We start from the raw sequence: 25,947 nt of genomic DNA, 5'->3' as shown, positions 1-25,947 counted from the left end.
CTCGGCCGTATCCGCGCCTGCGACGATCGCGCCCCGGCGAGATGGCGTCGGACCGAAGAACCCGACGCCGGCTCATTCATCACTCATCGGGCGCGCTGGCCGGTTCACCCTTCATCTCACTGAGGAACATGCCTTCGCGCAGGTTGATACCGTACTCGACGAAGGCCTTCATGCAGCAAAGCATCTGCGTCCAGCCTTCGCAATTGAGATAGGTGCCGCGCCGGCCGGCTTCGTCCTCGCGCCAGCCGTTCTCGGCAATCGTCACCAGCGTACCGCCATCCTCCAGCGGTTTGAAATTCATCTCCACCAGCGTCTTGTACCTCGTCTTGTCCTCGCCGGTGCCGCCATCCCACCGGAGCACGATGCGACTTTCCGGCACGAGTTCGACGACCTCGACCGGCGCTTCCTTCCACCAGGTTACGGTCGTGCCTTGGACGAGCGGGGCGCTCGCCCCACCGATTGTGGTGAAATAGCTGCTGAGCTTCTTCGGATTGACGACGGCGTCGAACACCTCTGCGACGGGACGGCCGATGCGGCCGGAAATGCGGATTCCGAGTGACATAGCATTGCTCCTCTTCTCCATTGTGTCTGCGCTCATTATGTTATAAAAATATAACATGTCAAGCGAATCAACCGACGATCCTGTTTTCAAGGCACTGGCGCATCATCGCCGCCGCGAGATTCTCGATCTGCTCAAGGATGGCCCCCGCACCACAGGGACCCTTTGCGAGATGTTTCATGACATGGACCGCTGCACGGTGATGCAGCATCTGAAAGTGCTGGAGGAAGCCGATCTGGTCATCGCCAGGAAGGAGGGGCGCGAACGCTGGAACCACCTGAACAGCCTGCCGATCAAGCAGATCTACGATCGCTGGATCAGCGCCTATGCCGGTCATGCACTGTCGATCCTCGATCGGCTGAGAAGCGATCTCGAAGGCCCGCCGCAACAATGACCGGGGCACCCCACCTTGCCTCCCGGCCGGCCGCAATCCTATGCTGGCCAAAAGACAAGAGGCGGGACAAATGACGATATCGGGGGCCGGCATACGCCGCATGCGGCTGCTGCGCAGCATGAAGCAGCAACACCTCGCCGAACTCCTCGGCGTCAATCAGGCGACCGTCTCGCGCTGGGAGCGAGATCAACTTGCCCTCTCGCCGGAGCAGGCCGTCAAGCTGGAACGAATTTTCGCCTCGCCGCACCATGCCGCAGCCGATGCCGCTTTGAAACGGCTGGTCGAGGATTGCCTCCGGCCTTTGCATCTGATCTGCGACAGTACCCTCCGGTTGCTGTCCGCCTCCCGTCCACGGCAGTCGGAATGGCGTGCACCGATCGACGCTTTTCTCGGCCGCTCTCTTTTCCCCTACGCTTCCGCCGAGATCGCCGCCGCCGAACAATCGCTGGAGGCCTGCGGCTGGCATGAGGGCAGGCTCATGTCGTTGACATTCGATACCGGCGCCAACGGCAATGCGCGCCTGCCGATTGTCGCCGGCCGCGTCACCTGGGAACGGATCATGCTTTCCGACGGCGGCGCCGGGCGCCTCGTCACCACCGTCGCCGAGCCTGCAGCTTTCCTGCATCCCCATGCATAATTTATGCGTTGTCCGAAAATGCCGGTCTCAATAGCCTTCGCCGCGGAAACGGTCTGGAGAAAATGGGATGACGATACTGGTGACGGAAAGCGCCGGCCATCTCGGCGAGGCGCTGATGCGCGTCCTGAAGGCGCAAAGCCGATCGGCGCGCGGCATCGACATCAAGCCTTCGGATTTCACCGACGCAGTCGGCTCCATCGGCGACCGCGGCTTCGTCCGGCAGGCGATGTCGGGAATCAGCCGCGTCATCCATGCCGCCACGCTGCACAAGCCGCATGTGGCCACTCACGGCAACCAGGATTTCGTCGACACCAATATCGGCGGCACGCTCAACCTGCTTGAAGAGGCGGCCGCCGCACGCGTTGCGAGTTTCGTCTTCACCAGCACCACCAGCACCTTCGGCGCGGCATTGACGCCGGCCGCCGGCCAACCGGCCGCATGGATTACCGAGGACGTGCTTCCGGTCGCGAGGAACATTTACGGCGTGACCAAACTCGCTGCCGACAGTATGTGCGAACTCTTCGCTCGCAAATTCGCATTGCCGGTCGCTATTCTGAGGACGTCGCGTTTCTTTCCCGAGAGCGACAACGATCTGACATTCGCAACGCCTATTCGCCGGCAAATGCCCAGGCCAACGAGTTGCTCCATCGCCGCGTCGATATCGCCGATGTGGTCGGCGCCCATCTCCTCGCCCTCGAAAAGGCGCGTCCGATCGGCTCCAGTCGCTACATCATCTCGGCCACCACGCCGTTCTCACCAGACGATCTCGCCGAGATCAGGCGCGACGCGCCTGCGGCCGTCGAGCGGCTCTTTCCAGGAGCCCGCGGCCTCTATGCCGAACATGGCTGGAAGATGTTCCCGGCGCTGGACCGCGTCTACGCGAACGAGCGCGCACGGCGCGAACTCGGCTGGCAGCCGCGCTATGATTTCCGCTTCGTGCTCGATTGCCTGCGGCAGAAACGCGAATGGCGCAGCCCATTGTCACTCGAGGTCGGCTCCAAAGGCTATCACGACGAAAATTTCGCCGAAGGGCCCTATCCGGTCGATTAATGCATGTCGCCCGGACGTGTGCAGCTGTTCCGGACAATGACATGCATAAAACAAAGGGCTAAAGCGCATGAATCAAATTTTGATGCGACGCGTTTTAGGGTGCTGAATCGCAGAAGCGAGAATGCGTCATCCAGATATCACGATACCGTCATAAAGGAGGTAGTCGCACCTGCGCAAAAAAGGCCGACGCACGAGCCGCGTTCGCCTATCGATCGCCGCCTTTGCCGGCGATGGAGAGAAGTGCGATCCACGACGACCGATGGATGTTTACGATCCTGGGCGCCTACAAACGTAGGTGGGCACCGTGTGTCCAGGCCCACGGGCCTGGCCAGGGACAGCTCCCTTTGGATCGAGTATGGCCCCAGGGATTGTGGTTCCTGTCGAGAGGCGCAGACCGCATCGCGATATATAAGGGCGTTTGCATCGACGCGCCAGTGGCGACGGCAGGCCGGACCGATTTAATTGAAGTCAATTGAGCTCGGGGGCGGAGCGGCCGTTTAGCTTGTCGGTGATGCCGCGGATGCGGCTCGACACCTCGCTGAGCGCTGCCGCCAGCGTTTCCTCGGTGCGGGCGGTCGCGGCAAGCACCGTGTCGCGGTTGCCGTGCAGCGACTCGAGCTCGGATTCCAGGCCGGCAACGCGGCGCGTCAGTTCGGCAATTTCGTCCATGATCATGATGCCGGCCATGACGGTGATCCTGAGATCGCCGATCTCACCGAACTGACCCTTGAGATGGCCGACATAGCGATCGAAACGCGTGGCAAGATCAGTCAGATGATCTTCCTGCCCTTCCTCGCATGCCATGCGATAGGCCTTGCCGTCGATCGTTACCGTCACCTGCGCCATGTCATGTTCTTTCTTATCAGCGATCCAGAACCGCGCGGATCGTTTCCATGGCCGTCACCAGCCGCCGCGATACTTCGCGATTGACCTCTTCCAGCCGATTGGCGCGGAATTCGGCCTGGTCGAGCTCCTGCGCCAGCCGGGAGCGGTCAGCATGCACGCGCCGCACCTCGCCCTCGATCTCCCCTTGCTCGCGCTGCCGCTCGATGCGCATGTCGACGGCGTTTTCGAGGCTCGAAATCGCCTGTCTCAGCTCGTTCAGCGCTGCTTCCATGGTTTTGCCTGTGGGCATCATGCCTTTCCGATTCCCGCGCAGGATCCGCGAATCGGCATTCTGCACCGATCCTGTGATTTCAAAAAGGATATGCAGCTCGCCAACGGCCCGTCAATAAATCCCCCTACCTGTCCGCCGACCTATCTTGTGGATGAGCGTTTTATCGGTGCCTGCAGCATAAAATTTGTCATTTGTATAATCGCACGAGCAAATGTCAAAAATCGCCGCAGCCCCGCCGGATTCGGCCCGCCATTTATTGACTTGCCCGTTCCAACTGCTATGTCTCTGCCGCTTTCATTCGATGGTCTTGGAGGCTCGAGGCCATCCCCCGACACTCGGAGCTTGCGGAAAAGCCATGACCTCTCCCGAACAAAACGACCGGATGGCGAATGCGATCCGTTTCCTCGCCATGGACGCCGTTGAAAAGGCGAATTCCGGCCACCCGGGCATGCCGATGGGCATGGCTGACGTGGCAACGGTCCTGTTCACCAAATATCTGCGCTTTGATCCGAAGAAGCCACACTGGCCGAACCGTGACCGCTTCGTGCTCTCTGCCGGCCACGGCTCGATGCTCCTCTACTCGCTGCTCTATTTGACCGGCTATCCCGACATGACGGTCGAGGATCTGAAGCAGTTCCGCCAGGTCGGCTCCAAGACCGCCGGCCACCCGGAATACGGCCATGCGACCGGAATCGAAACCACGACCGGCCCGCTCGGCCAGGGCATCGCCAACGCCGTCGGCATGGCGATCGCCGAGCGCAAGCTGCGCGAGGAATTCGGTGCGGACTTGCAGGATCACTATACCTACGTCATCAATGGCGACGGCTGCCTGATGGAAGGCATCAGCCATGAGGCGATCGCGCTTGCCGGTCATCTGAAGCTGAACAAGTTGATCCTCTTCTGGGACAATAACTCGATCACCATTGACGGCGCCGTCTCGCTGTCGGATTCGACCGATCAGATCGCCCGCTTCAAGGCCGTCCACTGGAACACCATCGAGATCGACGGTCACGATCAGGCCGCCATCGCCGATGCGATCGAGGCCGCCCACAAGTCCGATCGCCCGACCTTCATCGCCTGCAAGACGGTCATCGGCTTTGGTGCTCCGAACAAGGCCGGCAGCCACAAGGTTCACGGCAGTCCGCTCGGCGCCGATGAAATCGCCGCCACCCGCAAGGCTCTGAACTGGGATTACGAGCCCTTCGTCGTCCCTTCCGACATTCTCGAGGCATGGCGTTCGGCCGGCACCCGCTGCGACAATATCGTCAAGGCATGGGAAGAAACTCTATCCAGATCGCCGGCCAGAGCGGAATTCTCCCGCCGTATGGCAGGCGACCTGCCGGAAGGTTTCGATGCTGCGATCAGCGCGTACAAGAAGAAGCTCGCCGAGACCAGGCCGACGGTTGCAACCCGCAAGGCATCCGAGGATGCACTCGAAATCATCAACGGCTTCGTGCCGGAAACCCTCGGCGGCTCCGCCGACCTGACGCCGTCGAACAACACCAAGACCAGCCAGATGCACTCGATCACGCCGACGGATTTCGCCGGCCGTTACGTGCATTGGGGCATCCGCGAGCACGGCATGGCGTCCGCCATGAACGGCATCGCGCTGCATGGCGGCCTCATTCCCTATAGCGGCGGCTTCCTGATCTTCTCGGATTATTGCCGCCCGCCGATCCGCCTCGCAGCACTGATGGGCATCCGCGTCATCCACGTCCTGACGCACGACTCGATCGGCGTCGGCGAAGACGGCCCGACGCACCAGCCGGTCGAACAGCTCGCCGGCCTGCGCGCCATCCCGAACCTGCTGGTCTTCCGGCCGGCCGACGCCACGGAAACGGCGGAATGCTGGCAGATCGCCATCAAGACGCACAACCGTCCGTCGGGTCTTGCCCTGACGCGGCAGAACCTCAGCCCGGCCCGCACCGAATACAGCGAAAAGAACCTTTGCGAACAGGGCGCTTATACGCTCGCCGGCAATGCCGACGCCAAGGTGACGATCTTCGCCTCCGGCTCGGAAGTCGAAATCGCCGTCGCCGCTCGCGCCATTCTCGAAGCCAAGGGTGTTTCGGTGCGCGTAGTCTCGGTGCCCTGCACGGAACTGTTCTTCGAGCAGCCGGACGCCTACCGGAAGGATGTTCTCGGCAACTCGCCGGTCAAGATCGCCGTCGAAGCAGCCGTCCGCGAGGGCTGGGACGCCTTCATCGGACCGGAAGGCACTTTCATCGGCATGAAGGGCTTTGGCGCGTCCGGCCCGGTCAAGGACGTTTACAAGCATTTCGGCATCACCGCCGACGCCGTCGTTGCGGCTGCCGAAGCAAAGCTTTAAAGAGGGCGCCTTGAGGCGCTCTCCATCTCCTCAATTCCAGGCCCTCTCCATGGGGCCCTATTCTATCGGGAGTGAATGAACATGACAGTCAAGGTTGCCATCAATGGTTTCGGCCGCATCGGCCGTAACGTCCTTCGCGCTATCGTCGAATCCGGTCGCACCGACATCGAAGTCGTCGCCATCAACGACCTCGGCCCGGTCGAGACCAACGCCCATCTGCTGCGCTACGACTCGATCCACGGCAAGTTCCCGGCAAACGTGAAGGTCGAAGGTGACACGATCACCGTCGGCAACGGCAAGCCGATCAAGGTTACGGCGATCAAGGATCCGGCAACGCTTCCGCACCGCGAACTCGGCGTCGACATTGCCATGGAATGCACGGGCATCTTCACCGCCCGCGACAAGGCCGCTGCCCATCTGACGGCCGGCGCCAAGCGCGTCATCGTCTCGGCCCCTGCCGACGGCGCCGACCTCACCGTCGTCTACGGCGTCAACCATGACCAGCTCACCAAGGAGCACATGGTCATCTCCAACGCCTCCTGCACCACCAACTGCCTGGTGCCGGTCGTCAAGGTTCTCGACGACGCCGTCGGCATCGACCACGGCTTCATGACGACCATCCACTCCTACACCGGCGACCAGCCGACGCTCGACACGATGCACAAGGACCTGTATCGCGCCCGCGCGGCCGCCCTTTCAATGATCCCGACCTCGACCGGCGCAGCCAAGGCCGTCGGCCTCGTGCTGCCGCACCTCAAGGGCAAGCTCGACGGCACCTCGATCCGCGTTCCCACCCCGAACGTTTCGGTCGTCGACTTCAAGTTCGTCTCCAAGAAGGCGACCACGGTCGGCGAAATCAACGAAGCCATCAAGGCCGCCTCCAATGGCGCGCTGAAGGGCATCCTCGGCTACACCGACGAGCCGCTGGTCTCCCGCGACTTCAACCACGACAGCCACTCCTCGATCTTCGCGACCGATCAGACGAAGGTCATGGAAGGCAACTTTGTGCGCGTCCTGTCCTGGTATGACAACGAATGGGGCTTCTCCAGCCGCATGTCCGACACGGCCGTCGCCTTCGCCAAGCTCATCTGAGAGCCTGACGATTGAATCTTCGAAAGCGGCCCGGGAAACCGGGCCGTTTTGTTATAGGCCTCACGCCAGATCGGTTCGAAACCGGGCACGGCGCCGTTGATAGCGCTGCAGCCGCATCGCGTCCCTGGGCAGATAAAGAGAGATGGATGGATTACTTTACCGTTGAAATCGCCGGCCGTGCCGTTGCCAGCTTTCGTTCGAAAAACCATGAAGAAGCCACGCATTTCTTCGAGGCGGAAGATTTTCGCGACGACCTGACCGTCCTGAAATCCGAAGGCAAGCCCCTGTGGGACCGCAAGGCGACGCTCAGCCTGCGCAAGGCGACCGCCGAGGAAGCCAGCGAAGTCGAGCACGCCTATGAATTCGACGACGATCCGCAAAGAACCATCGACGACGAATTCGTCGTTTTCCTGGTTCCGGTCGAGGATCTGACCGACGACGGCGAGGACCCCCAAGACTGACAGTCCATCTGCATCATCTTCCTTTTTGGAAGTGCCTCCGAGCGATGGATTCCGTATGCCGCAACGAATGGAATCACGATTGGCAATCCGCTGGCCAAGCGTGATAGATTGGGAAATGCATAACGCTGCACAACGGCTGAAATGATCCAGCGGAGGCGATAAATGGCAGAGGCGCACAAACGCTTGTCCCACACCACCCTCAAGCGGCGGCAGCGGTTTCACCCGAAGCGGGACGTCAGACCTGCCGTGCTGGCAAAGGCTGATCGTCTGGTCATCCGGGTTGCCGCGGTCATCGGTGTTTCGTTTCTCGCCGTGATCATACTTCAGGCAGTGTTGTGAGAGCACTCGCCCGATCCGCGGCTGCGATCCCTTCTTCCCGTTACCAAGCTAAACGGGCCGCGTTGGACGCAGGAGCGGGCCTTATCCTGCCGCCGTTCGCTGGTATCGGCAGGAAAAATTGATCTCCGTGCCTTTTGCCCTGCTCTTGCCTGATTTGATTATACATTCCTTGTAGAGAGTTTCTCCCGTAGCATTTCCGTGTCGGTGGCCGTCCGGCAGCCGTTCAGCAGCATGATGCAGCACGAGACGAGGTTAAGCCGCAAGGCCTACCTTTCTCTGCCGTTTTGCCGTTTACTGATGCATCGACGCGCGTAGTGGAGGGGTTGAGACAAGGCAGATCGGCCGGGGGTGGCCGCATCTGCAAGCATTCGATGGAAAGGGGTGGGCATGGAAGCGTTCTATATCGTAGTGCTGGTCGCGACGGCGCTCGTGCTTCTTGCCGCTTTTTCGAGCCTGATCGCCTTCCGCTTCGGCGCCCCGTTGCTGCTGCTGTTTCTGATGATCGGCCTTGCCGCCGGCGTCGACGGCCTCGGCATCGAATTCAGCAACAACTATCTGGCCTATATTCTCGGCTCCATCGCGCTGGCCGTCATCCTGTTCGATTCCGGCTTCGGCACGCCGATGCAGGCCTTCCGGCTGGCAGCCGTGCCCTCTCTCACGCTCGCCTCCGTGGGCGTGCTGATCACCGCCTCGCTCTTTGCCTTCGCCGCCATGTGGCTTTTGAACTTCACTTGGCTCGAAGGTCTGCTGCTCGGCTCGATCGTGGCGTCGACGGATGCCGCCGCCGTCTTCTTCCTCTTGCGCATCGGCGGCATCAATATTCGCGACAAGGTGCGCTCGACGCTCGAAGTCGAATCCGGCACCAACGACCCGATGGCGATCTTCCTCACCATTGCTCTCGTCGAAGTCCTGGCGAGTGGCGAGCGTTACGCCGGCATCAACATCGGCATGCTCGCCATGTTTGTGCAGCAGATGGGCCTCGGGGTCATCCTCGGCCTGCTCGGCGGCATGATGATCGTGCTGATTGTCAGCAAACTCGACACCGACCGCGGCCTGACCCCGATCTTCGTGCTGGCTCTCGCCCTGCTCGTCTTCTCCTTCGCCGGCGCGGTCGGCGGCAGCGGCTTCCTCGCGGTCTATGTTGCCGGTATCTATGCCGGAAACCGCAAGATGCAGGCGATCGGCACCATCAAGCGCTTCCAGGACGGCATGACGTGGCTGGCGCAGATCATCATGTTCCTGGTGCTCGGCCTGCTCGCCACCCCGTCGCAATTCCCCGTCATCATCGTGCCCGCCATCCTGCTCGCCTTCTTCCTGATCTTTGTCGCCCGGCCGCTGGCGATCTGGCTGTCGCTGCTTCCCTTCGATTACACGCAGCAGGAAATCGGCTTCGTCGCCTGGGTCGGCCTGCGCGGCGCCGTCTCCATCCTGCTTGCCATCATGCCGATCCTCGGCGGGCTGGAGAACGGCCAGCTCTATTTCAATACCGCCTTCATCATCGTGCTAGTCTCCCTGCTCGTCCAGGGCTGGACGATCAAGCCCGTCGCCAAGAAGCTCGGCCTCATCATTCCGCCGCGCATCGGCGCCGTCGACAAGGTCGAGGTCGACCTGCCGGGCGCCGCCAACCACGAACTGCTCTCCTATCGCGTCATCAAGGATAGTCCGGTGCTGCGCGGCGAGCGCATCCCGCGTTGGGCGACGCCCTCGCTCGTCATCCGCGACGGCAAGTCGATGCGTTATCAATATGCCGGGCGCCTGCGCGAAAACGATCTCGTCTACCTCTTCATCGTGCCAAGCTACTCCCGCCTGCTCGACCGGCTCTTCGCCAGCCGTGCGCCCGTGGACGAAGACGATGCAGAATTCTTCGGCGCCTTCGCGCTCTCGCCTGCCCGCCCCGCCGCCGATCTTGACGCCGCTTACGGTCCCGGCCTGCTCAACGAGTCCGAAAAAGGCCTCACGATCGCCGAATTGATGCGGCAGCGCCTCGGCGGCAAGGCCGATTATGCCGACCGCGTCCGCCTCGGCTCGATCATTCTCATCGTCCGCGATCTCGACGAACACGACCACGTCACCTCCGTCGGCATGTCGCTCGAAGCGGTCGAACCAGCAATCACCCTGCCGATCTTCATCAATCTCAAGGACATCATCCAGCGCATCCGCGAGCGACTGAAGGGACGCCGGAATCGCGAAGCGGCGGCCTCCGAAGGCTCGCCGAAAGCATCGGCAGGAGGCGACGAAGCCAGACGCGAAAACGGCCGTTGAACGCCTTGCGTCTCGAATGATCCTTGCTATGGTCGGCGCAACTTCCGCCAACCAAGACTGGAACCTCCCCATGCCTGCTTTCAAGACCCTCGACGATCTCACCGACATCAGCGGCAAGCGCGTTCTCGTCCGCGTCGACCTCAACGTTCCGGTCAAGGATGGCAAGGTCACCGATACGACGCGCATCGAGCGTGTGGCGCCGACGATCCTCGAATTGTCCGACAAGGGCGCCAAGGTGATCCTGCTTGCCCATTTCGGCCGGCCGAAGGACGGTCCTTCGCCGGATCTGTCGCTGTCGCTGATCGCCCCTTCCGTCGAGGAAGTGCTCGATCACGCCGTGGCGACGGCTTCCGACTGCATTGGAGAGACTGCCGCTTCCGCCGTCGCCGCGATGAACGACGGTGATATCCTGCTTCTGGAAAACACCCGCTTTCACAAGGGCGAGGAAAAGAACGACCCCGACTTTACCAAGGCGCTTGCCGCCAACGGCGATATTTATGTCAACGACGCCTTCTCCGCCGCCCACCGCGCCCATGCCTCGACCGAGGGCCTTGCCCATCACCTGCCGGCCTATGCCGGCCGCACCATGCAGGCCGAGCTGGAAGCGTTGGAAAAGGGCCTCGGCGCCCCTGCCCGCCCGGTGGTCGCAATTGTCGGCGGCGCCAAGGTTTCGACCAAGATCGACCTCCTGATGAATCTCGTGAAGAAGGTCGATGCCCTCGTCATCGGCGGCGGCATGGCCAACACCTTCATCGCCGCGCGCGGCACGAATGTCGGCAAGTCGCTCTGCGAGCATGACCTCGCCGATACCGCCAAGCAGATCATGATCGAGGCCGCGACATCAGGCTGCGCCATCATCCTGCCGGAAGACGGCGTCATTGCCCGCGAATTCAAGGCGGGTGCGGAAAACGAGACGGTCGACATCAACGCCATTCCCGCCGATGCCATGGTGCTCGACGTCGGCCCGAGATCGGTCGAGGCCATCAACGCCTGGATCGAGCGCGCCGCAACGCTCGTCTGGAACGGTCCGCTCGGCGCCTTCGAAATCGAGCCCTTCGATACCGCAACGGTCGCTGCCGCGAAATACGCCGCCGATCGCACGGCAGCCGGCAAGCTCACCTCGGTTGCCGGCGGCGGCGACACCGTCTCGGCGCTCAACCATGCGGGCGTTGCCGACGATTTCACCTATGTCTCGACCGCCGGCGGCGCCTTCCTCGAATGGATGGAAGGCAAGGAACTTCCCGGCGTCGCCGTCCTTAACGCTGCCAGATAAGAAGGAGCGCCTAGGCGCGAAAAAACGCATTCGGCGTCGCATCTTGCAATAGTCGGTACGGCGCCGCAAAACGCAATTTTGCAGGTTTTACATGTGGATAGACCGCAGTGGAGAGACCCCTTCCGCGGTCTTTTGCTCAAGGGGCGAAAAAAATCTCATTTTTTCAAACGATTGAACTGATTTCAATCGTTTCAGTGACTTAGCCTTCCATTTTCCTCACTATAAACTTCTGTTATCGCCGTCCTATATTCTTAAACCGCCGATGTTAACGCTGTGGAGAGATCGAATGAGCGAACGACTGGAAGACATTGCAGTGCAGATGGTTGCAGGTGGCCGGGGACTGCTTGCGGCTGACGAATCGACCTCCACCATCAAGAAGCGTTTTGACACGATCAACCTCGAATCGACCGAAACTAGCCGTCGCGACTACCGCGAGATGCTCTTCCGCTCCGACGAGGCGATGAAGAAATGTATCTCCGGCGTCATTCTTTTCGAAGAGACGCTCTACCAGAAGGCCGCCGACGGCACGCCTTTCGTCGACATCATCCGCGCTGCCGGTTCGATTCCCGGCATCAAGGTCGATACCGGCGCCAAGCCGATGGCCAAATTTCCCGGCGAAACCATCACCGAGGGCCTCGATGGCCTCGGCGAGCGCCTTGCCCGCTATTATGAAGCCGGCGCCCGTTTCGCCAAGTGGCGCGGCGTCATCGCCATCTCGTCCTCGCTGCCGACCCGCGGCTCGGTCCGTGCCAACGCTCAGGCGCTCGCCCGCTATGCGGCTCTCTGCCAGGAAGCCAAGATCGTGCCGATCGTCGAGCCGGAATGCCTGATGGACGGCAAGCCGGGCGACCATAACATCGACCGTTGCGCCGAAGTCACCGAATCCACGCTGCGCATCGTCTTCGAGGAATTGGCCGAAGCCCGCGTCAGCCTCGAAGGCATGATCCTGAAGCCGAACATGGTGATCGACGGCAAGAACGCCCGCAAGGCATCTGTCGAAGAAGTTGCCGAACGCACCGTCAAGGTTCTGAAGGCGACCGTTCCCTCTGCCGTTCCCGGCATCGCCTTCCTCTCCGGCGGCCAGACGACCGAAGAGGCGACCGCCCATCTTTCCGCCATCAATGCCACCGGCGACCTGCCCTGGCTTGTCACCTTCTCCTACGGCCGCGCCCTGCAGGACAGCGCCCTCAAGGCCTGGAACGGCAAGCCGGAAAACGTCGCCGCCGGCCAGCGCGAATTCACCCACCGCGCCGAGATGAACAGCCTCGCCGCCAAGGGCAGCTGGAAGAAGGATTTGGAAAAGGCCGCCTGATTTTTGGACTTGGGATTGGGTGGGGGCGGCAATCACAACGTTGCCGCTCCCGCTAATCCCCTCGGCCTCCCTCATTCCCGTGCTCGTCACAGGAATCCAGTGCGCCCAGGTCCTTGGGCGCGAAAGACTCTTTTCCCTGAAATATTGATTCACTCACGGCGCGGACGCGCCGTAGCTGGATTCCTGTGACATCCCTTGGGCGAAGCCCTGAGGAACACAGGAATGAGGGGCTGGAGAGACGCCGTCCTCCCCATTGCCACCGGCGAAGTTGCGTGGACAATAAGTTCGGCGCGTAAGACGCTCCGCTCTCATTGTCACGGCGACAAGAAACCGCTTCATTCCCTAAAAAACCATGCTTACTCATGACGGCCTGCCACAACAGGAGCCGCCATGAACACTATCTCCTACGTCACCGTCGACGTCTTCACCTCCACCCGCTTCGAGGGCAATCCGCTTGCCGTCATTTCCGATGCCCGGGGCTTGAGCGATGCGGCGATGCAGAAGATCGCCACCGAGTTCAACTATTCCGAAGTCACCTTCGTTCTGCCGCCCGAAGACGATCGGAATTCCGCCCGCGTGCGCATCTTCACTCCGACGATGGAGATCCCTTTCGCCGGCCATCCGAATGTCGGCACCGCCTACGTGCTCGGCCAGCAGGCCGAGATCTTCGGCAAGCCGGTCGGCGACAGGCTGCGCTTCGAGGAAAAGGCCGGCATCGTCGAAGTCGACCTGAAACGCAACGGCGGACAGATCGAGGCCACCGCCATCCGCGCGCCGCAGCCGCTGACGATCGGCGACACCATTGCCGAGGAAACCGTCGCCCGTTGCATCTCGCTCGATCCGGGCCTCATCATCACCACCACCCACGCGCCGGTCTTTGCCTCCGTCGGCCTGAACTTCGCCGTCGCCGAATTGAACGGGCTCGAAACCCTCGCCGCCGCTCGCCCGAACCTCGCCGGCTTCCAGGTAGCCGCAGGCCGCCAGACGACGAGCGGCCACGATTTCTCGCTCTTTGTCTATGCCAGGTCGGCCGAGAATCCGTGGAACATTCGCGCCCGCATGTTTGCCCCCCTCGATAACGTGCCCGAGGATCCGGCGACCGGCAGCGCTTCGGCAGCACTCGGCGCCTATCTTGTCTCGCTTGCGCCGGACGCCGATATGGACGTCCGCATCATCATCGAACAAGGCGTTGAAATGGGCCGCCGCAGTATCATTGCCCTCGATGTCGTGAAATCCGGCGGGATCGTCACCGATGTCGTCATCTCGGGACGCTGCGTTTCCGTCATGCGCGGAGAAATCATCCTGCGGGACTGACGATCCGGGAGGACGTGCGGGCTTACATCAGGAAGTCGCGCGATAAGAGCGCCACGGCCCAGACACCGAAGGCGATGAGCGCGATCTTCCAGAAATCCATGCGCCGCCGGAGGCCGGGGAGCCCGAGCGGCTTGATCACCTGTATCGCCATGGCAAGCATGAGCAGCAAGGCTATCAGCTTTGTCATGCTTTATTTTTTCCATTTTTCGGAATGTCACAGGACGGACATTTTTCCGCGCGAACAAGAGCATCTCGACACGCCGTAAAGATATTCCGGGGCACAATCAATCATCTTGAGGCTGGCCAGGCGCATGTCTTGCCTTATGTCCGTTTACAATCGCTGAGACCGAGTCTGGGGAAATGAAGAGAAATCTGCTGTCCGTCGCCGCGTTGCTCTTTGGCACGCTCTTCCTTTTCATGGGCAACGGCCTGCAGGGCATCCTGCTTCCCGTGCGCGGCAATCTCGAAGGCTACGCCACCACGACGCTCGGCCTGCTCGGCACCTCATGGGCCGGAGGCTTCGTCATCGGCTGCCTGGTGGCGCCGAAACTGGTGCGCCGCGTCGGTCATGTCAGAGCCTTCTCCGGCTTCATCTCGATCATCGCCATCATCGCGCTCGTCAGCGGCATCATCATCGATCCCATCTGGTGGGTGGTCCTGCGCGCCGTCACCGGCTTCTCCACTGCCGGCACGTCGATGATCATCGAAAGCTGGCTGAACGAGCGCGCCAGCAATGAAAGCCGCGGTGCGATCTTCTCGCTCTACATCGGCATCACACTGCTCGGCGTCGTCGGCGGCCAGATGATGATCCCGCTCGAGGATGTGCGCACGCCGGTGCTGTTCATGATCTGCGGCATCTTCTATTGCATCGCCATGCTGCCGACGACGCTTTCGACCGCCGCCTCGCCGCAGCCGCTGAAGGCCGTGCGTCTCGACCTGCCGGCGCTCTACCGCAATTCGCCCGTCTCCTGCCTCGGCATCCTGCTCGTCGGCATCGCCAACGGCGCCTACGGCACGTTAGGCGCCGTCTTCGGCGCCGGCGCCGGCCTTTCCGACACCAGCATCGCCGTTATGATGAGCGCCACCATCTTCGCCGGCGCCATGATGCAGTTGCCGGCCGGCCGACTGTCTGATCGTATCGACCGGCGCTACGTGCTCGCCGCCATGTCGGCGATCGCCGCCCTCGCCGGCCTGCTGATCTTCATGCTCCACCCGACATCGCCCGCCTTGCTGATCGGTTTGGTTGTCCTTTACGGCGCGGTGGCCAATACGCTCTACCCGATCGCGGTCGCTCACGCCAACGACTTCGCGGCATCGGAGGATTTCGTCAAGGTCTCCGGCGGCCTGCTGCTCCTCTACGGCATCGGCACGGTCATCGGCCCGACGCTCGGCGGCCCCGTCATGTCGGCGATCACCCCGCATGCGCTTTTCCTGGTCACCGCGGTCGCCCATGTGCTGATCACCGGTTATGCCATTATAAGAAGCCGCATCCGCGCCGCCGTCCCGGCCAGCGATCGCGACGCCTATACGACGATCCCGACCGGCACTTCGCCGATGCTGACGCCGGAAAGCATGTCGCTTGCCGATCGCGGCACCGGCAAGTCTCCCGAAAGCGGCGATCCTGCTGTAAAGTTCGGATAGAGCGTCCCGCAGAACTGCGCTGCGGTTTTTTCCGTAACTCATGAACGGGAAGCTCAGGACGAGGGTGGGTTTAGGCCGGATCGGCCTATATTCTTCCTTCCGCATCGCCCGTATTTTTCGCCATCATGCTGCCTGCAGCAAAAGGAGGAGAACCGATGAGCTTTATCGATGACGACCGGCCGCAGAAGAAAACCGCCCACGAGATCGGCGCCGATCTCTCCATGCTTTCTGTGGACGAGCTGAAGGCTCGAGTGGAGTTGCTGAAGACCGAGATCACCCGCCTGGAAGCCGAGGCCGCCCGCAAGGCCTCCGGACGACAGGCGGCGGAAAGCTTCTTCCGATCGTGACTGGCAAAAACCTCAGCAAGACCATGGCAGGCAAAACGCGCCAGCCTCAAGTCTTAATTCAGCACAATGTTAATAAAATATTAAGCTTTATAAGGTATTACTATATTCATCCAGATTTCCTCTGGGTCTCAGACAGTTTTCCACGCGGTGAATTGGTCTGATTTTTCTCCCTGTTTTACCTTGAGAGCCGCATTTGCGGCTCTTCTTTTTGCTGCGTCCAGCGCGTTTTCCATGAAACTGTGGAGATTAACCCTTTCTTAAGAAACGGCTTGCGCATTTGCGCTAATGATACCATCTTAAAGTCATAAAAACCGGCTCGGGAAACTTTTCCGTCGGCGCCGGCGATACCTGACCATAAGTAGCTGCGTGCAACAGGGACTATCGCGATGTCGGAAGTTGGATTGAACACGATTAGTTTTGCAGGCCGCGCGGCTGCATCCTCGCAGTTCAAGGCGCTTTATGCCGAAGGCATGTCGCTGGTCGAGGAGACCGCCGCCTATCTCGACGGCCAGGGCCGCGCAGCCTCCAAGGTCCTGCCGCGCATGGCTTCCGTCCTCTACGCCGCGGAATCGATGCGGCTGACCACCCGCCTGATGCAGATGGCTTCCTGGCTGCTGCTGCAGCGCGCCGTCAACAACGGCGAAATGTCCCGCGATCAGGTGCTGGCCGAGAAGAACAAGGTCCGCCTGGACGGCTTCAACGTCGACCGCGCCGCACCGGGCTGGGGCGATCTGCCGGAATCCTTCCGCGATCTCGTCGAGCGCTCGCTACGCCTGCAGAACCGCATCGCCCTGCTTGATCGCGAAATCTATCGCCCGGCCGAAGCCGTCATCGTTCACGACAATCAGAACAGCGTGCAGGCCCAGCTTTCCCTGCTGCAGACGGCCTTCGGCAACAACTGACCGATCTGACAAATTCCGTTTGAACCGGCTGCGCATTGCGCGGCCGGGTTTTCATTTGCTGCGCTACCGCGCCAGCCTGCGAACGCAAAAAAGCCCGGCAGAACCGGGCCTTTTTTTCAAATTCCGTTGAGCAGAGGCGATTAGAGGCCGAGGCCGCCGAAACGCTTGTTGAACTTGGAAACGCGGCCACCGCGGTCCATCAGCTGCTGGTTGCCGCCGGTCCAGGCCGGATGCGATTTGGAATCGATTTCGAGGTTCATGACAGCACCTTCCGAACCCCAGGTCGAGCGGGTTTCGTATTCGGTGCCATCGGTCATGACTACCTTGATCATGTGATAGTCGGGATGGATGCCTGCCTTCATAACAATCTTCCTGCGATACCGGAGTTCAATTTGCCGCATGCAGTTGCGGCCACCGAACCGATTGAATAAATGAAGCCGCAGTCGTGATGGCTACGGCTTCCCATTAGGATGGCGTGCCTATACATGAAGGACGCCGGGATAACAAGAGCCAACAGGCCGCATTAGCGGGTCCTCAGGCGATCGGAGATGATTTGGCAGAACAGGGACGGGCTGAAGAAAACAAAAGGCGGTCGTTGCGGCCGCTCGGCAGACTGACGCCTTATCTCATGCGCTATCGCGGCCTGGTGGCCGGGGCGCTGATTTCGCTGACGCTTGCTGCCGTCACTTCGCTGGCGCTGCCGCTCGCCGTGCGCCGCATGATCGATCATGGCTTCACCCAGTCGGACGGCCGCTTCATCAACAGCTACTTCGCCATGCTGATGGTTATGGCCGTCGTGCTCGCGATCGCCAGCGCGCTGCGCTATTATTTCGTCATCACCATCGGCGAACGCATCGTTGCCGATCTTCGCCGCGACGTCTTTGCCCATGTGACGCGGCTGTCGCCCTCCTTCTTCGACGTCAACCAGTCCGGCGAAATCATCTCGCGTCTGACCGCCGACACGACGCAGATCAAGTCTGCCGTCGGCGCCACTGCTTCCGTGGCGCTCAGGAACCTCATCCTCTGCCTCGGCGCCATGGGGATGATGGTCGTCACCTCGCCGAAGCTTTCCAGCCTCGTCATCGGGGCGATCCCGCTGATCGTCTTCCCGCTCGTTGCCTTCGGCCGCTCGGTGCGGAGGCGCTCCCGCGCCGCGCAGGACACGCTTGCCGAAGCGTCCGCCTTTGCCAACGAGACGATCGCCGCAACCCGCACGGTCCAGGCCTTCAACGGCGAAGATGCCGCAGCGACGCGCTACGGCGGCGCCGTTGAATCCGCCTACGAGGCCGCCCGCGCCGCCATCCGCTCGCGCGCCTTGCTGACCGGCATCGCCATCACGCTGATCTTCGGCAGCGTCGTCGCCGTGCTCTGGGTCGGCGCCCACAGCGTGCTTGCCGGCACGCTTTCGGCCGGCACGCTCGGTCAGTTCTTGCTCTATGCCGTGATTTCGGCCGGATCGCTTGGCGCACTGTCGGAGGTCTGGGGCGAACTCTCGCAGGCGGCCGGCGCTGCCGACCGTCTGACCGAGCTTCTCGACGAGGTCTCGCCGATCGCCGCCCCTGCCAGCCCCGAAGCCCTGCCCTCGCCCAGCCGCGGCCGCGTCGAATTTACCGACGTGCATTTCGCCTATCCCTCGCGTCCCGGCAAATCGGCGCTGCATGGCTTGAACTTCGCCATCGCGCCGGGAGAAACCGTCGCCATCGTCGGCGCCTCCGGTGCCGGCAAGAGCACCGTCTTTTCGCTGCTGCTACGCTTCTACGATCCGCAACAGGGCAGCGTGACGATCGACGGTGTCGACGCCCGGCTGACGACACCGGACGAGTTGCGCCGGCGCATTGCCATCGTGCCGCAGGACGTCACCATCTTTGCCGCTTCGATCCATGACAACATCGCCTTCGGCCGCCCCGGTGCCTCGCGTGAGGAGGTCCGCGCCGCAGCGCTTGCCGCCCAGGCCAACGAGTTCATCGCCCGGCTGGAAAGCGGCTATGAGACCGAGGTCGGCGAACGCGGCGTCACCCTCTCGGGCGGCCAGCGCCAGCGCATCGCCATTGCTCGCGCCATCCTGAAGAACGCGCCCGTACTGCTGCTCGACGAGGCGACGTCTGCCCTTGACGCCGAAAGCGAGACCCTGGTGCAGAAGGCGCTCGACGGCTTGGTCGACGGCCGCACGACGCTCGTCATCGCCCATCGCCTCGCCACCGTCCTGAAGGCCGACCGCATCCTCGTCATGGATCAGGGCCGCATCGTCGAGGAGGGCACGCATCAGAGCCTCATCCGCCACGGCGGCATCTATGCGCGCCTCGCCCGGCTGCAGTTCGACGCCGCCAACGAGGACGTACTCGCTTCCGCGAAATGACCGGCATCCGCTTTTCCCAGGACAGCAACTAAAGTCTGACCTCTCCTGCACTTTCTCGCGGTTGTCTTTCCCGCCTCCTGCCCTACCCTCTTCATTCCCCGGGTAGGGGGTTGCTGTTGAAATCGTGGGAGGAGATAGGAATGGCGCTTTCCAACATGACGCGACGCACGGGCCTTGCGCTCGTTTTCGGCCTGGCTGCGACGCTCGGTCTCGGCACGGCTTCCGTTGCCGCGGATTTTCCGGATCGTGCGATCACCATGGTCGTGCCCTTCGCCGCCGGCGGCTCGACCGATGTCGTCGCCCGCATCGTCGCGCAGAAGATGTCGGAAGATCTCGGCCAGCAGGTGATCGTCCAGAACGTCGCCGGCGCCGGCGGCAATCTCGGCGCCGGCAACGTCGCCCGCGCCGACCCCGACGGCTACACCATCCTGATGGGCACGGTCGCGACCCACGCCCTCAATCCGCTGATCCTCAAATCGACCCCCTATGATCCCGAGAAGGATTTCGCGCCGATCTCGCTGCTCGTCGTCGTGCCGAACGTGCTGGTCGTCAATCCGGAATTGCCGGTAAAGACAGTGCCGGAATTGATCACGCTGCTGAAGGCGGAACCCGACAAATACAGTTACGCTTCGTCGGGCAACGGCACGCCGCTGCATCTTTCCGGCGAACTCTTCAAATCCATGGCCGGCGTCAGCATGCAGCATATCCCCTATAAGGGCGCCGGCCCGGCTTTGAACGATGTCATCGGCAACCAGGTGCCGATCATGTTCGACAACCTGCCCTCCTCATCCAGCCACATCAAGGGGGGCACGCTGAGGGCGCTGGCAGTGACGACGGCTGAGCGCGCACCCTCCTTCCCCGACGTGCCGACGGTCGCGGAATCCGGCATTCCAGGTTATGAGACCTATACCTGGAACGCACTCTTCGCGCCGGCAAAGACGCCGAACGAGGTGGTAATGCGCCTCAATGCCGCAGCCAAGAAGGCGCTCGCCGATCCCGCCGTTGCCGAACGGATGAAGGAGTTCAGCGCCACCATTGTCGGCTCGACCCCGGAGGAACTCGCAGCGCATGTGAAAGCCGAGCTCACCAAATGGGGGCCGGTCGTCAAGGGCGCGAACATCCAGATGGAATGACGGCGGCATCCGACCGGATATCCATCCGCTTGCGCCCAATGGATTGGTGACGATGGGACGCGGCAAGCCGCGTCCACAGGATGACTCGATCACACCAGGAGAGGCTCCAGGCATCTCAATTCTCATTAAGGCAGTGGAAAAGCTCGCCATTTTGATCTAGCCTCTCAATGCTGATGGTACAATTCAGCGTTTCGGGAGACATCCATGTACAAATTCGAAGTTTACAAGGATAAATCAGGCGAATTCCGCTTCCGCTTCAAGGCATCGAACGGGGAAACCATGTTCCTGTCCGAAGGCTACAAGGCGAAGGCCTCGGCCATGAGTGCCATCGAATCCATCAAGAAGAACTCGCCCGGCGCCGATGTCGTCGATCAGACGAAGGCAGAAGCCTGAGCACCACGGCACGGGCGGCGTGAGCGCCGCCCTGCTTTCCTTCGCGCCTTGGGCGGCGCTGGCGCCCTCTGAGCTTGGCTCACCTAATTCCGGCGCCGTTTCTTTTTCAAGTATTTGTCAAAGCCATGTCGAAACGACCACCGGTCGCGCCTCGTTGTCTCGGAACGGCAGAGCCGCTCCACCAGGCATAACGGCTTTCGTCGGCCTGCCTGGAGCAACGCCAACAACGAGATCAGGAGTTTTCCATGCAATATGCTCTCATCATTCGCGAAGCCCCCGAAGATTTCGCCCGCCGCAGCGATCCTGCCTATCGCGACGGTTGGGTCGCCTACAGCAAGGCGCTCGCGCAGGCAGGAATCATGACTGGCGGCGCCGGCCTGACTGCCCCCGAGACCGGCACGATCTTGCGCCGCAAAGGCGAGGATCACGATGTCCAGGACGGTCCCTATCCGGAAGGCAAGGAACAGCTCGGCGGCTTCTATCTGATCGAAGTCCCCGATATCGACACCGCGCTGGAATGGGCGACCCGCGTTCCGATCTCCGACAAGGGTTCGGTCGAGGTGCGCCCGCGCCTGCAGATGTGAGACGGGAATGTCCGCCGATGCCCGACGCGCCGCTGAACAGGTGGCGCGTCAGTCCTATGGCAAGCTGATCGCCTTTCTCGCCGCCCGCTCGCGTGACGTGCCGGCGGCGGAAGACGCATTGTCGGAGGCGCTGGCTTCGGCCTTGCGCGTCTGGCCGGAGCGCGGCATTCCTGTCAATCCCGAAGCCTGGCTGCTGGTCGCCGCTCGGCGCAACCTCATGCAGGCGGCCCGCCACCGCACCGTCGAGGCTAACGCACGAACGACGATATCGCTCGCCCTTGAGGAAGCGGAGGAGCGCATGAACGAGGCCGGCAATTCCGTTTTTCCCGATGAGCGGCTGAAGCTGCTCTTTGCCTGTACCCACCCTGCCATCGACAGCTCCGTGCATACGGCGCTGATGCTGCAGACGGTTCTCGGCATCGAGGCGAAAACTATCGCACAGGCCTTCGTCGCTTCGCCGCAAGCGACAAGCCAGCGGCTGGTGCGGGCCAAGACGAAGATCCGCAATGCCGGTATTCCCTTCACCGTTCCGCCTCGGCCCACCCTGCCGGAGCGGCTGGCCGCCGTGCTTTCGGCGATCTACGCCGCCTATGGCATCGGATGGGATGGCCTTGACGGCGAGGAGGCGCGCCAGTCGCTTGCCGCCGAAGCGATCTGGCTCGGCCGGGCGCTTCTGACGGTGCTGCCGGACGAGCCGGAAGCGATCGGCCTCCTCTCACTGATGCTTCACTGCGAAGCCCGCCGTAAGGCCCGACGCCGCGGCGATGGTCGATATGTGCCGCTGGACGAGCAGGATACGGCGGTCTGGAACGCGAACATGATCGCCGAGGCAGACGCGCTGCTGCGCAAGGCTGGGAGCTTCGAGCGTTTCGGCCCTTTTCAGTGTCAGGCGGCAATTCAATCCGTGCATGCGGCGCGCCGGCTTTCCGGGACGACCGACTGGCAGGCGCTGACGACGCTCTATGCCGCGCTGCTGCTGATGAAGCCGACGCTCGGCGCCCGCGTCGCCGAGGCGGCGGTGATCGGCAGGGCCTCAAGCGCCGCCGAAGGCCTCGACCGGCTCGACAGGATCGATCCGCGCGCCATCGCGGCCTATCAGCCCTACTGGGCCGTGCGTGCCTTTCTTCTGGCACGGGCCGGCGACAATACCGCCGCGGCTGACTCTTACGTGATGGCGATTGGACTCAGCGACAGTCCCGCCGTTCGCCCCTTTCTCGCCGAGAGGCTCGAGGAGTCGCGGCGGACAATATCAAGCTGATTATTTCTCGGTCAGCTTCAGCTCTATGCGACGGTTGGTGGCGCGCGCGTCCGGCGAATCGCCGGGCGCGATCGGCTGGAACTCGCCGAAGCCGGCGGCAACGAGCCGGTCGGCCGGCACGCCTTGGCCGATCAGGAACTTGACGACCGACGTCGCGCGCGCCGAGGAAAGCTCCCAATTGTCGCGATAGCGGCCCGTTCCGCCCAGCGGCACGTTGTCGGTATGGCCGTCGACACGCAGCACCCAGTTGATTTCCGGGGGAATTTCCTTGGCGAGGTCGAGCAGGGCGGTCGCAAGCTTTGCCATCTCCGTCTGCCCCTCCGGATTGAGATCGGCGCCGCCCGAGGGAAACAGCACTTCCGATTGGAAGACAAATCGGTCGCCGACGATGCGGATATTCTCGCGGTCCGAAAGGATCTCGCGCAAGCGGCCGAAGAAATCGGAGCGGTAACGGTTCAACTCCTGCACGCGAGCGGCAAGCGCCACGTTCAGGCGGCTGCCGAGATCGGCGATCTTGGTCTGCGAGACCCGATCCTTCTCCTCAGAGGCTTGAAGGGCCGCTTCGACGGCGGCGATCTGACTGCGAAGTGCTGATATCTGCTGGTTCAGCAGCTCGACCTGGCTGAGGGCCCGTTGGCTCACTTGCTTCTGCTCGTCGAGCTCGTGCGTCATCGCACCGATCCGCTTCTGCGCCGCGTCCTGGCCACCTGAACCGGCATTCAGCAGCGCCTGGAGCCGCGAGCGCTCGCCTTCGGCGTTGGCAAGCGAAGCCTGCAGGTTGGCGACCGAGTCCTGGAGATCCTGATTGCTGCCTTTTTCAAGCGCGAGAAGCTGCGTCAGCTCGTTGATCTGGCTGTTGAGGCGATTGAGCACCTCGTCTCGCCCTGTAATCTCGCGGCTGAGAATGAACTGCCCGACGACGAAGACCGTCAGCACGAACATGATCGAGATCAGCAGCGTCGATAGCGCATCGACGAAACCCGGCCAATAGTCGACCGCGCGTTCGCGGCGGCGGTTGCGGGCAAGAGCCATGGCTTACTTGCCCTCGCTCTTCTCTGTGTGGCTTGCGCGGTGGCGTTCGGCCTTGTCACCGGCCCGCTCCTGCAGGCCGATGCGTTCGGCCAGCCGGTCGAGCGTCCGGCGCATTGCTTTGGCCTCGTCCTGCTGTGCCTCGATCCAGTCGCGCAGCATCTGCTGCTCGTTGCGCATGTTCTTGACGAGCCCCTGGATGCCTTCGGCAAGGCTCGCCATTGCGGCGACCGAGCGCTGGCTGCCGACGCCCCCCTCTTCGGAGGCCTTGCGCAGATATTCGGAGAGCGCACGCATGTCCTCCGAGGACGAGCCGGACACTGCGTCGAACGCCGGCGCAAGATCGGAACCGACATCGGTAACCGAGGAGAGCCAGTTCTCCAGCTCCATGTAGAAGCGGTTCTGCGCGCGGCCGGCCTGCAGGTCGAGGAAGCCGAGAATGAGCGAACCGGAAAGGCCGAGCAGTGACGACGAGAAGGCCTGGCCCATGCCCGAAAGCGGCGTGGACAGCCCTTCCTTCAGTGCCGAAAGCACGTCCCCGGTGCCGTTCGAGCTGGCATCGAGCGATTGGATGACGCCGCTGATCGAACCGATCGTGCCGATGAGGCCCCAGAACGTGCCGAGCAGGCCGAGGAACACCAGGAGGCCGATTAGGTAGCGCGAGACGTCGCGCGATTCATCGAGGCGGGTCGCGATCGAATCGAGGATCGAACGCAGCGCCGTCGTCGATAGCGCCAACGAGGTCTTGCGATTGCCGATCAGTGCCCGCATCGGCGCCAAAAGCCGCGGATTGCGGTTGACCTTGTCGGCGCTGCCGGCGGCGCGGAAGGAGTTGAACCAGCGCACTTCGGGGCGAAGCGCTAGCACGTGACTGAAAACAAGGATGATGCCGACCGCGAGAACGCCGACGATCAGGCCGTTGAGGCCCGGATTGTGCATGAAGGCGGTCTGCGTCTGCCGGAAGAGGATGGCGGCAATGAACCCGACGATGACGAGGAAAAGCAGCATCGTCCAGAGGAAGGGCATGGGGCTCGAAAGCCTGTAGGCATAACCGCCCGGCGTCTTTTCGGTGGAGCCGAGCTCCGCCACATTCACATTTTCCATAGGTTCAGCAGCCTCCGAACTCATTGCTGGCGGAGACTAGAGCAACATTGTGCCGAATTGAAGTATCTGGAGGCGAAAACCGTGACTTTACAACAGCCGCGTTTTCCTTCGCCTACTTGGCGGGAATCGGTCGCTTGATAACCTCGACCAGCGCCTTGTGGATGTGTTCGTTGCCGGCGACGATCGCGCCACCCTCTAGAATGGCCGCTCCGCCGTCCCAATCGCTGGCAAAGCCGCCGGCTTCGCGGATGAGCAGGATCCCGGCCGCCATGTCCCAGGGTGCAAGCTCCGCCTCCCAGAAACCATCGAAACGTCCGGCGGCGACATAGGCGAGATCAAGCGTCGGCGAGCCCAGGCGGCGAATGCCCGCCACTTCGCCCATCACGTGGCGAAGCTCGACCAGGAATTTGCCGTGGTTGCGTTTGCCGAGTGCCGGCACGCCGCAGCCGATGACGCAATCCGACAGCACGCGGCGCGCGGCGACGCGCAGGCGCCGGTCGTTGAGGAAGGCGCCGCCGCCGCGCTCCGCAGTATAAAGCTCGTCGGTCGCCGGATTGAAGACTACGGCCGCAACGATCTCGCCGTTGCGTTCGAGGGCGATCGAAACCGCGAAGGCCGGGATGCCGTGCAGGAAGTTGGTGGTGCCGTCGAGCGGATCGACGATCCAGCGATGCGCGCCGTCGGTGCCCTTGATCTCCTCGCTCTCCTCGCCGAGGAAGCCATAGGTCGGACGCGCCTTCATCAGCTCTTCCCTGACGATCTTCTCGGCCTTGCGGTCGGCGGCGGAAACGAAATCGCCCGGCCCCTTCACCGAAACCTGCAGGTTCTGCACTTCGCCGAAATCACGCCCCAGCGATTTTCCTGCCTTGAGAGCAGCCTGAACCATGACATTGAGAAGAGCTGAGCGGGCCATCGGCGCATTTCCTTGGGACTGATACGGGACGCGCGCTGCCAGGGGCGGGAAATGTCCCTGAACATGCATGACAGGCAGCGCTGCAAAGATTGGCGGCCTCAAGACCACAAAATCGCGGAAATTTCAAGGGGAGGCACGCATGGCTGCC

Annotated in this window: 26 protein-coding genes, 1 other RNA gene and 1 pseudogene; 19 read left to right on the top strand and 9 right to left on the bottom strand. The window is 62.2% G+C overall.

Translation table 11 applies throughout. The features are described from left to right. Window positions 1–79 precede the first annotated feature (79 nt). Window positions 80–562: an SRPBCC domain-containing protein gene (locus tag PYR71_RS18465; RefSeq protein ID WP_275620359.1), complete on the bottom strand. Its 483-nt coding sequence runs from the start codon at window positions 560–562 to the stop codon at window positions 80–82. A gap of 55 nt (window positions 563–617) precedes the next feature. On the opposite strand from PYR71_RS18465, the gene PYR71_RS18460 reads away from it, so the two are divergent. The 3 genes and pseudogenes from PYR71_RS18460 to PYR71_RS18450 all read left to right on the top strand — a co-directional run bounded on the left by PYR71_RS18460 (window position 618) and on the right by PYR71_RS18450 (window position 2,640). Continuing rightward, on the top strand, window positions 618–953 hold the full coding sequence (locus tag PYR71_RS18460) for an ArsR/SmtB family transcription factor (RefSeq protein ID WP_275620358.1): 336 nt from the start codon (window positions 618–620) through the stop codon (window positions 951–953). Window positions 954–1,023: 70 nt separating this feature from the next. Beyond that, window positions 1,024–1,590 carry a helix-turn-helix transcriptional regulator gene (locus tag PYR71_RS18455; protein WP_275620357.1) on the top strand — a complete coding sequence of 189 codons (567 nt, stop codon included), beginning with the start codon at window positions 1,024–1,026 and terminating at the stop codon, window positions 1,588–1,590. A gap of 67 nt (window positions 1,591–1,657) precedes the next feature. Further along, a pseudogene (locus tag PYR71_RS18450) lies at window positions 1,658–2,640 on the top strand (NAD-dependent epimerase/dehydratase family protein). A gap of 240 nt (window positions 2,641–2,880) precedes the next feature. Here the strand turns inward: PYR71_RS18450 and ssrS are convergent. The 3 genes from ssrS to PYR71_RS18435 all read right to left on the bottom strand — a co-directional run bounded on the left by ssrS (window position 2,881) and on the right by PYR71_RS18435 (window position 3,778). Continuing rightward, a non-coding RNA gene (gene ssrS / locus PYR71_RS18445) (6S RNA) lies at window positions 2,881–3,039 on the bottom strand. Between the two features lie 69 nt (window positions 3,040–3,108). Further along, window positions 3,109–3,486, bottom strand: coding sequence for a cell division protein ZapA (locus tag PYR71_RS18440; RefSeq protein WP_275620356.1), 378 nt, complete (start codon window positions 3,484–3,486; stop codon window positions 3,109–3,111). A gap of 16 nt (window positions 3,487–3,502) precedes the next feature. After that, complete coding sequence (locus PYR71_RS18435) at window positions 3,503–3,778, bottom strand: DUF4164 domain-containing protein (protein ID WP_009994078.1); 276 nt, start codon at window positions 3,776–3,778, stop codon at window positions 3,503–3,505. A gap of 334 nt (window positions 3,779–4,112) precedes the next feature. On the opposite strand from PYR71_RS18435, the gene tkt reads away from it, so the two are divergent. The 8 genes from tkt to PYR71_RS18395 all read left to right on the top strand — a co-directional run bounded on the left by tkt (window position 4,113) and on the right by PYR71_RS18395 (window position 14,139). Continuing rightward, a complete protein-coding gene (gene tkt, locus PYR71_RS18430) occupies window positions 4,113–6,086 on the top strand; it encodes a transketolase (RefSeq protein ID WP_275620355.1) in 1,974 nt (657 codons plus the stop codon). An 81-nt stretch (window positions 6,087–6,167) separates the two neighbouring features. After that, a complete protein-coding gene (gene gap / locus PYR71_RS18425) occupies window positions 6,168–7,178 on the top strand; it encodes a type I glyceraldehyde-3-phosphate dehydrogenase (protein ID WP_183918067.1) in 1,011 nt (336 codons plus the stop codon). 146 nt (window positions 7,179–7,324) lie between these two features. Beyond that, window positions 7,325–7,639, top strand: coding sequence for a hypothetical protein (locus PYR71_RS18420; RefSeq protein WP_183918065.1), 315 nt, complete (start codon window positions 7,325–7,327; stop codon window positions 7,637–7,639). A 162-nt stretch (window positions 7,640–7,801) separates the two neighbouring features. Continuing rightward, window positions 7,802–7,978, top strand: a complete 177-nt coding sequence (locus tag PYR71_RS18415) for a hypothetical protein (RefSeq protein ID WP_183918063.1) — start codon at window positions 7,802–7,804, stop codon at window positions 7,976–7,978. Between the two features lie 387 nt (window positions 7,979–8,365). Beyond that, window positions 8,366–10,240 carry a potassium/proton antiporter gene (locus PYR71_RS18410; RefSeq protein ID WP_275620354.1) on the top strand — a complete coding sequence of 625 codons (1,875 nt, stop codon included), beginning with the start codon at window positions 8,366–8,368 and terminating at the stop codon, window positions 10,238–10,240. Between the two features lie 70 nt (window positions 10,241–10,310). Then, window positions 10,311–11,513, top strand: coding sequence for a phosphoglycerate kinase (locus PYR71_RS18405; RefSeq protein WP_275620353.1), 1,203 nt, complete (start codon window positions 10,311–10,313; stop codon window positions 11,511–11,513). Between the two features lie 286 nt (window positions 11,514–11,799). Next, a complete protein-coding gene (locus PYR71_RS18400; protein WP_275620352.1) occupies window positions 11,800–12,825 on the top strand; it encodes a class I fructose-bisphosphate aldolase in 1,026 nt (341 codons plus the stop codon). 390 nt (window positions 12,826–13,215) lie between these two features. After that, complete coding sequence (locus tag PYR71_RS18395; RefSeq protein WP_275620351.1) at window positions 13,216–14,139, top strand: PhzF family phenazine biosynthesis protein; 924 nt, start codon at window positions 13,216–13,218, stop codon at window positions 14,137–14,139. Window positions 14,140–14,161: 22 nt separating this feature from the next. Here the strand turns inward: PYR71_RS18395 and PYR71_RS18390 are convergent, their stop codons facing one another. Beyond that, window positions 14,162–14,326 (bottom strand): hypothetical protein, encoded by a 165-nt coding sequence (locus tag PYR71_RS18390; protein ID WP_097664134.1) that lies wholly within the window; start codon window positions 14,324–14,326, stop codon window positions 14,162–14,164. A 173-nt stretch (window positions 14,327–14,499) separates the two neighbouring features. On the opposite strand from PYR71_RS18390, the gene PYR71_RS18385 reads away from it, so the two are divergent. The 3 genes from PYR71_RS18385 (at window position 14,500) to rcdA (ending at window position 17,029) form a co-directional block, all read left to right on the top strand. Beyond that, complete coding sequence (locus PYR71_RS18385) at window positions 14,500–15,780, top strand: MFS transporter (RefSeq protein ID WP_183918054.1); 1,281 nt, start codon at window positions 14,500–14,502, stop codon at window positions 15,778–15,780. A 155-nt stretch (window positions 15,781–15,935) separates the two neighbouring features. Further along, complete coding sequence (locus tag PYR71_RS18380) at window positions 15,936–16,127, top strand: DUF1192 domain-containing protein (protein ID WP_183841359.1); 192 nt, start codon at window positions 15,936–15,938, stop codon at window positions 16,125–16,127. 386 nt (window positions 16,128–16,513) lie between these two features. Next, the gene (gene rcdA, locus PYR71_RS18375; protein ID WP_004679442.1) at window positions 16,514–17,029 is read left to right on the top strand and encodes a protease adaptor protein RcdA; all 516 of its coding nucleotides are present in this window, start codon (window positions 16,514–16,516) and stop codon (window positions 17,027–17,029) included. 140 nt (window positions 17,030–17,169) lie between these two features. Here the strand turns inward: rcdA and rpmE are convergent, their stop codons facing one another. Further along, on the bottom strand, window positions 17,170–17,391 hold the full coding sequence (gene rpmE, locus PYR71_RS18370) for a 50S ribosomal protein L31 (protein WP_003566413.1): 222 nt from the start codon (window positions 17,389–17,391) through the stop codon (window positions 17,170–17,172). 191 nt (window positions 17,392–17,582) lie between these two features. On the opposite strand from rpmE, the gene PYR71_RS18365 reads away from it, so the two are divergent. From PYR71_RS18365 to PYR71_RS18345, 5 genes are all read left to right on the top strand, one after another. Continuing rightward, window positions 17,583–19,385, top strand: coding sequence for an ABC transporter transmembrane domain-containing protein (locus PYR71_RS18365; RefSeq protein WP_275620350.1), 1,803 nt, complete (start codon window positions 17,583–17,585; stop codon window positions 19,383–19,385). Between the two features lie 140 nt (window positions 19,386–19,525). Continuing rightward, window positions 19,526–20,518 (top strand): Bug family tripartite tricarboxylate transporter substrate binding protein, encoded by a 993-nt coding sequence (locus PYR71_RS18360; RefSeq protein ID WP_275620349.1) that lies wholly within the window; start codon window positions 19,526–19,528, stop codon window positions 20,516–20,518. A gap of 204 nt (window positions 20,519–20,722) precedes the next feature. Beyond that, window positions 20,723–20,911, top strand: a complete 189-nt coding sequence (locus PYR71_RS18355) for a YegP family protein (protein ID WP_097603990.1) — start codon at window positions 20,723–20,725, stop codon at window positions 20,909–20,911. 245 nt (window positions 20,912–21,156) lie between these two features. Next, complete coding sequence (locus PYR71_RS18350) at window positions 21,157–21,495, top strand: YciI family protein (protein ID WP_097664136.1); 339 nt, start codon at window positions 21,157–21,159, stop codon at window positions 21,493–21,495. Between the two features lie 7 nt (window positions 21,496–21,502). Next, a complete protein-coding gene (locus PYR71_RS18345) occupies window positions 21,503–22,753 on the top strand; it encodes an RNA polymerase sigma factor (RefSeq protein WP_275620348.1) in 1,251 nt (416 codons plus the stop codon). On the opposite strand, the gene PYR71_RS18340 is transcribed toward PYR71_RS18345, so the two are convergent. From PYR71_RS18340 to PYR71_RS18330, 3 genes are all read right to left on the bottom strand, one after another. Beyond that, entirely contained in the window at window positions 22,754–23,785 is a 1,032-nt protein-coding gene (locus tag PYR71_RS18340) for a peptidoglycan -binding protein (RefSeq protein WP_275620347.1), read from the bottom strand. It abuts the gene before it with no gap. A gap of 3 nt (window positions 23,786–23,788) precedes the next feature. Further along, a complete protein-coding gene (locus PYR71_RS18335) occupies window positions 23,789–24,886 on the bottom strand; it encodes a MotA/TolQ/ExbB proton channel family protein (protein ID WP_275620346.1) in 1,098 nt (365 codons plus the stop codon). A gap of 112 nt (window positions 24,887–24,998) precedes the next feature. Further along, entirely contained in the window at window positions 24,999–25,799 is an 801-nt protein-coding gene (locus tag PYR71_RS18330; protein WP_275620345.1) for an inositol monophosphatase family protein, read from the bottom strand. Window positions 25,800–25,947 lie beyond the last annotated feature (148 nt).

Source organism: Rhizobium mulingense, assembly GCF_029194105.1.
Lineage (GTDB): Bacteria > Pseudomonadota > Alphaproteobacteria > Rhizobiales > Rhizobiaceae > Rhizobium > Rhizobium mulingense.
The sequence above is the reverse complement of the archived record's forward strand: the minus strand, read 5'-3'. Positions and strand labels throughout refer to the sequence as shown.

Bases quoted from the DNA above. Each gene is read 5' to 3' on its own strand.
- gap (WP_183918067.1), top strand. From the start codon at position 6,168: ATGACAGTCAAGGTTGCCATCAATGGTTTCGGCCGCATCGGCCGTAAC.
- rpmE (WP_003566413.1), bottom strand. From the start codon at position 17,391: ATGAAGGCAGGCATCCATCCCGACTATCACATGATCAAGGTAGTCATG.
- PYR71_RS18330 (WP_275620345.1), bottom strand. From the start codon at position 25,799: ATGGCCCGCTCAGCTCTTCTCAATGTCATGGTTCAGGCTGCTCTCAAG.
- PYR71_RS18460 (WP_275620358.1), top strand. From the start codon at position 618: ATGTCAAGCGAATCAACCGACGATCCTGTTTTCAAGGCACTGGCGCAT.
- PYR71_RS18465 (WP_275620359.1), bottom strand. From the start codon at position 562: ATGTCACTCGGAATCCGCATTTCCGGCCGCATCGGCCGTCCCGTCGCA.
- PYR71_RS18415 (WP_183918063.1), top strand. From the start codon at position 7,802: ATGGCAGAGGCGCACAAACGCTTGTCCCACACCACCCTCAAGCGGCGG.
- PYR71_RS18335 (WP_275620346.1), bottom strand. From the start codon at position 24,886: ATGGAAAATGTGAATGTGGCGGAGCTCGGCTCCACCGAAAAGACGCCG.
- PYR71_RS18345 (WP_275620348.1), top strand. From the start codon at position 21,503: ATGTCCGCCGATGCCCGACGCGCCGCTGAACAGGTGGCGCGTCAGTCC.
- PYR71_RS18340 (WP_275620347.1), bottom strand. From the start codon at position 23,785: ATGGCTCTTGCCCGCAACCGCCGCCGCGAACGCGCGGTCGACTATTGG.
- PYR71_RS18440 (WP_275620356.1), bottom strand. From the start codon at position 3,486: ATGGCGCAGGTGACGGTAACGATCGACGGCAAGGCCTATCGCATGGCA.
- PYR71_RS18405 (WP_275620353.1), top strand. From the start codon at position 10,311: ATGCCTGCTTTCAAGACCCTCGACGATCTCACCGACATCAGCGGCAAG.
- PYR71_RS18390 (WP_097664134.1), bottom strand. From the start codon at position 14,326: ATGACAAAGCTGATAGCCTTGCTGCTCATGCTTGCCATGGCGATACAG.
- PYR71_RS18420 (WP_183918065.1), top strand. From the start codon at position 7,325: ATGGATTACTTTACCGTTGAAATCGCCGGCCGTGCCGTTGCCAGCTTT.
- tkt (WP_275620355.1), top strand. From the start codon at position 4,113: ATGACCTCTCCCGAACAAAACGACCGGATGGCGAATGCGATCCGTTTC.
- PYR71_RS18350 (WP_097664136.1), top strand. From the start codon at position 21,157: ATGCAATATGCTCTCATCATTCGCGAAGCCCCCGAAGATTTCGCCCGC.
- PYR71_RS18400 (WP_275620352.1), top strand. From the start codon at position 11,800: ATGAGCGAACGACTGGAAGACATTGCAGTGCAGATGGTTGCAGGTGGC.
- PYR71_RS18395 (WP_275620351.1), top strand. From the start codon at position 13,216: ATGAACACTATCTCCTACGTCACCGTCGACGTCTTCACCTCCACCCGC.
- PYR71_RS18455 (WP_275620357.1), top strand. From the start codon at position 1,024: ATGACGATATCGGGGGCCGGCATACGCCGCATGCGGCTGCTGCGCAGC.
- PYR71_RS18380 (WP_183841359.1), top strand. From the start codon at position 15,936: ATGAGCTTTATCGATGACGACCGGCCGCAGAAGAAAACCGCCCACGAG.
- PYR71_RS18355 (WP_097603990.1), top strand. From the start codon at position 20,723: ATGTACAAATTCGAAGTTTACAAGGATAAATCAGGCGAATTCCGCTTC.
- PYR71_RS18385 (WP_183918054.1), top strand. From the start codon at position 14,500: ATGAAGAGAAATCTGCTGTCCGTCGCCGCGTTGCTCTTTGGCACGCTC.
- PYR71_RS18360 (WP_275620349.1), top strand. From the start codon at position 19,526: ATGGCGCTTTCCAACATGACGCGACGCACGGGCCTTGCGCTCGTTTTC.
- rcdA (WP_004679442.1), top strand. From the start codon at position 16,514: ATGTCGGAAGTTGGATTGAACACGATTAGTTTTGCAGGCCGCGCGGCT.
- PYR71_RS18435 (WP_009994078.1), bottom strand. From the start codon at position 3,778: ATGATGCCCACAGGCAAAACCATGGAAGCAGCGCTGAACGAGCTGAGA.
- PYR71_RS18410 (WP_275620354.1), top strand. From the start codon at position 8,366: ATGGAAGCGTTCTATATCGTAGTGCTGGTCGCGACGGCGCTCGTGCTT.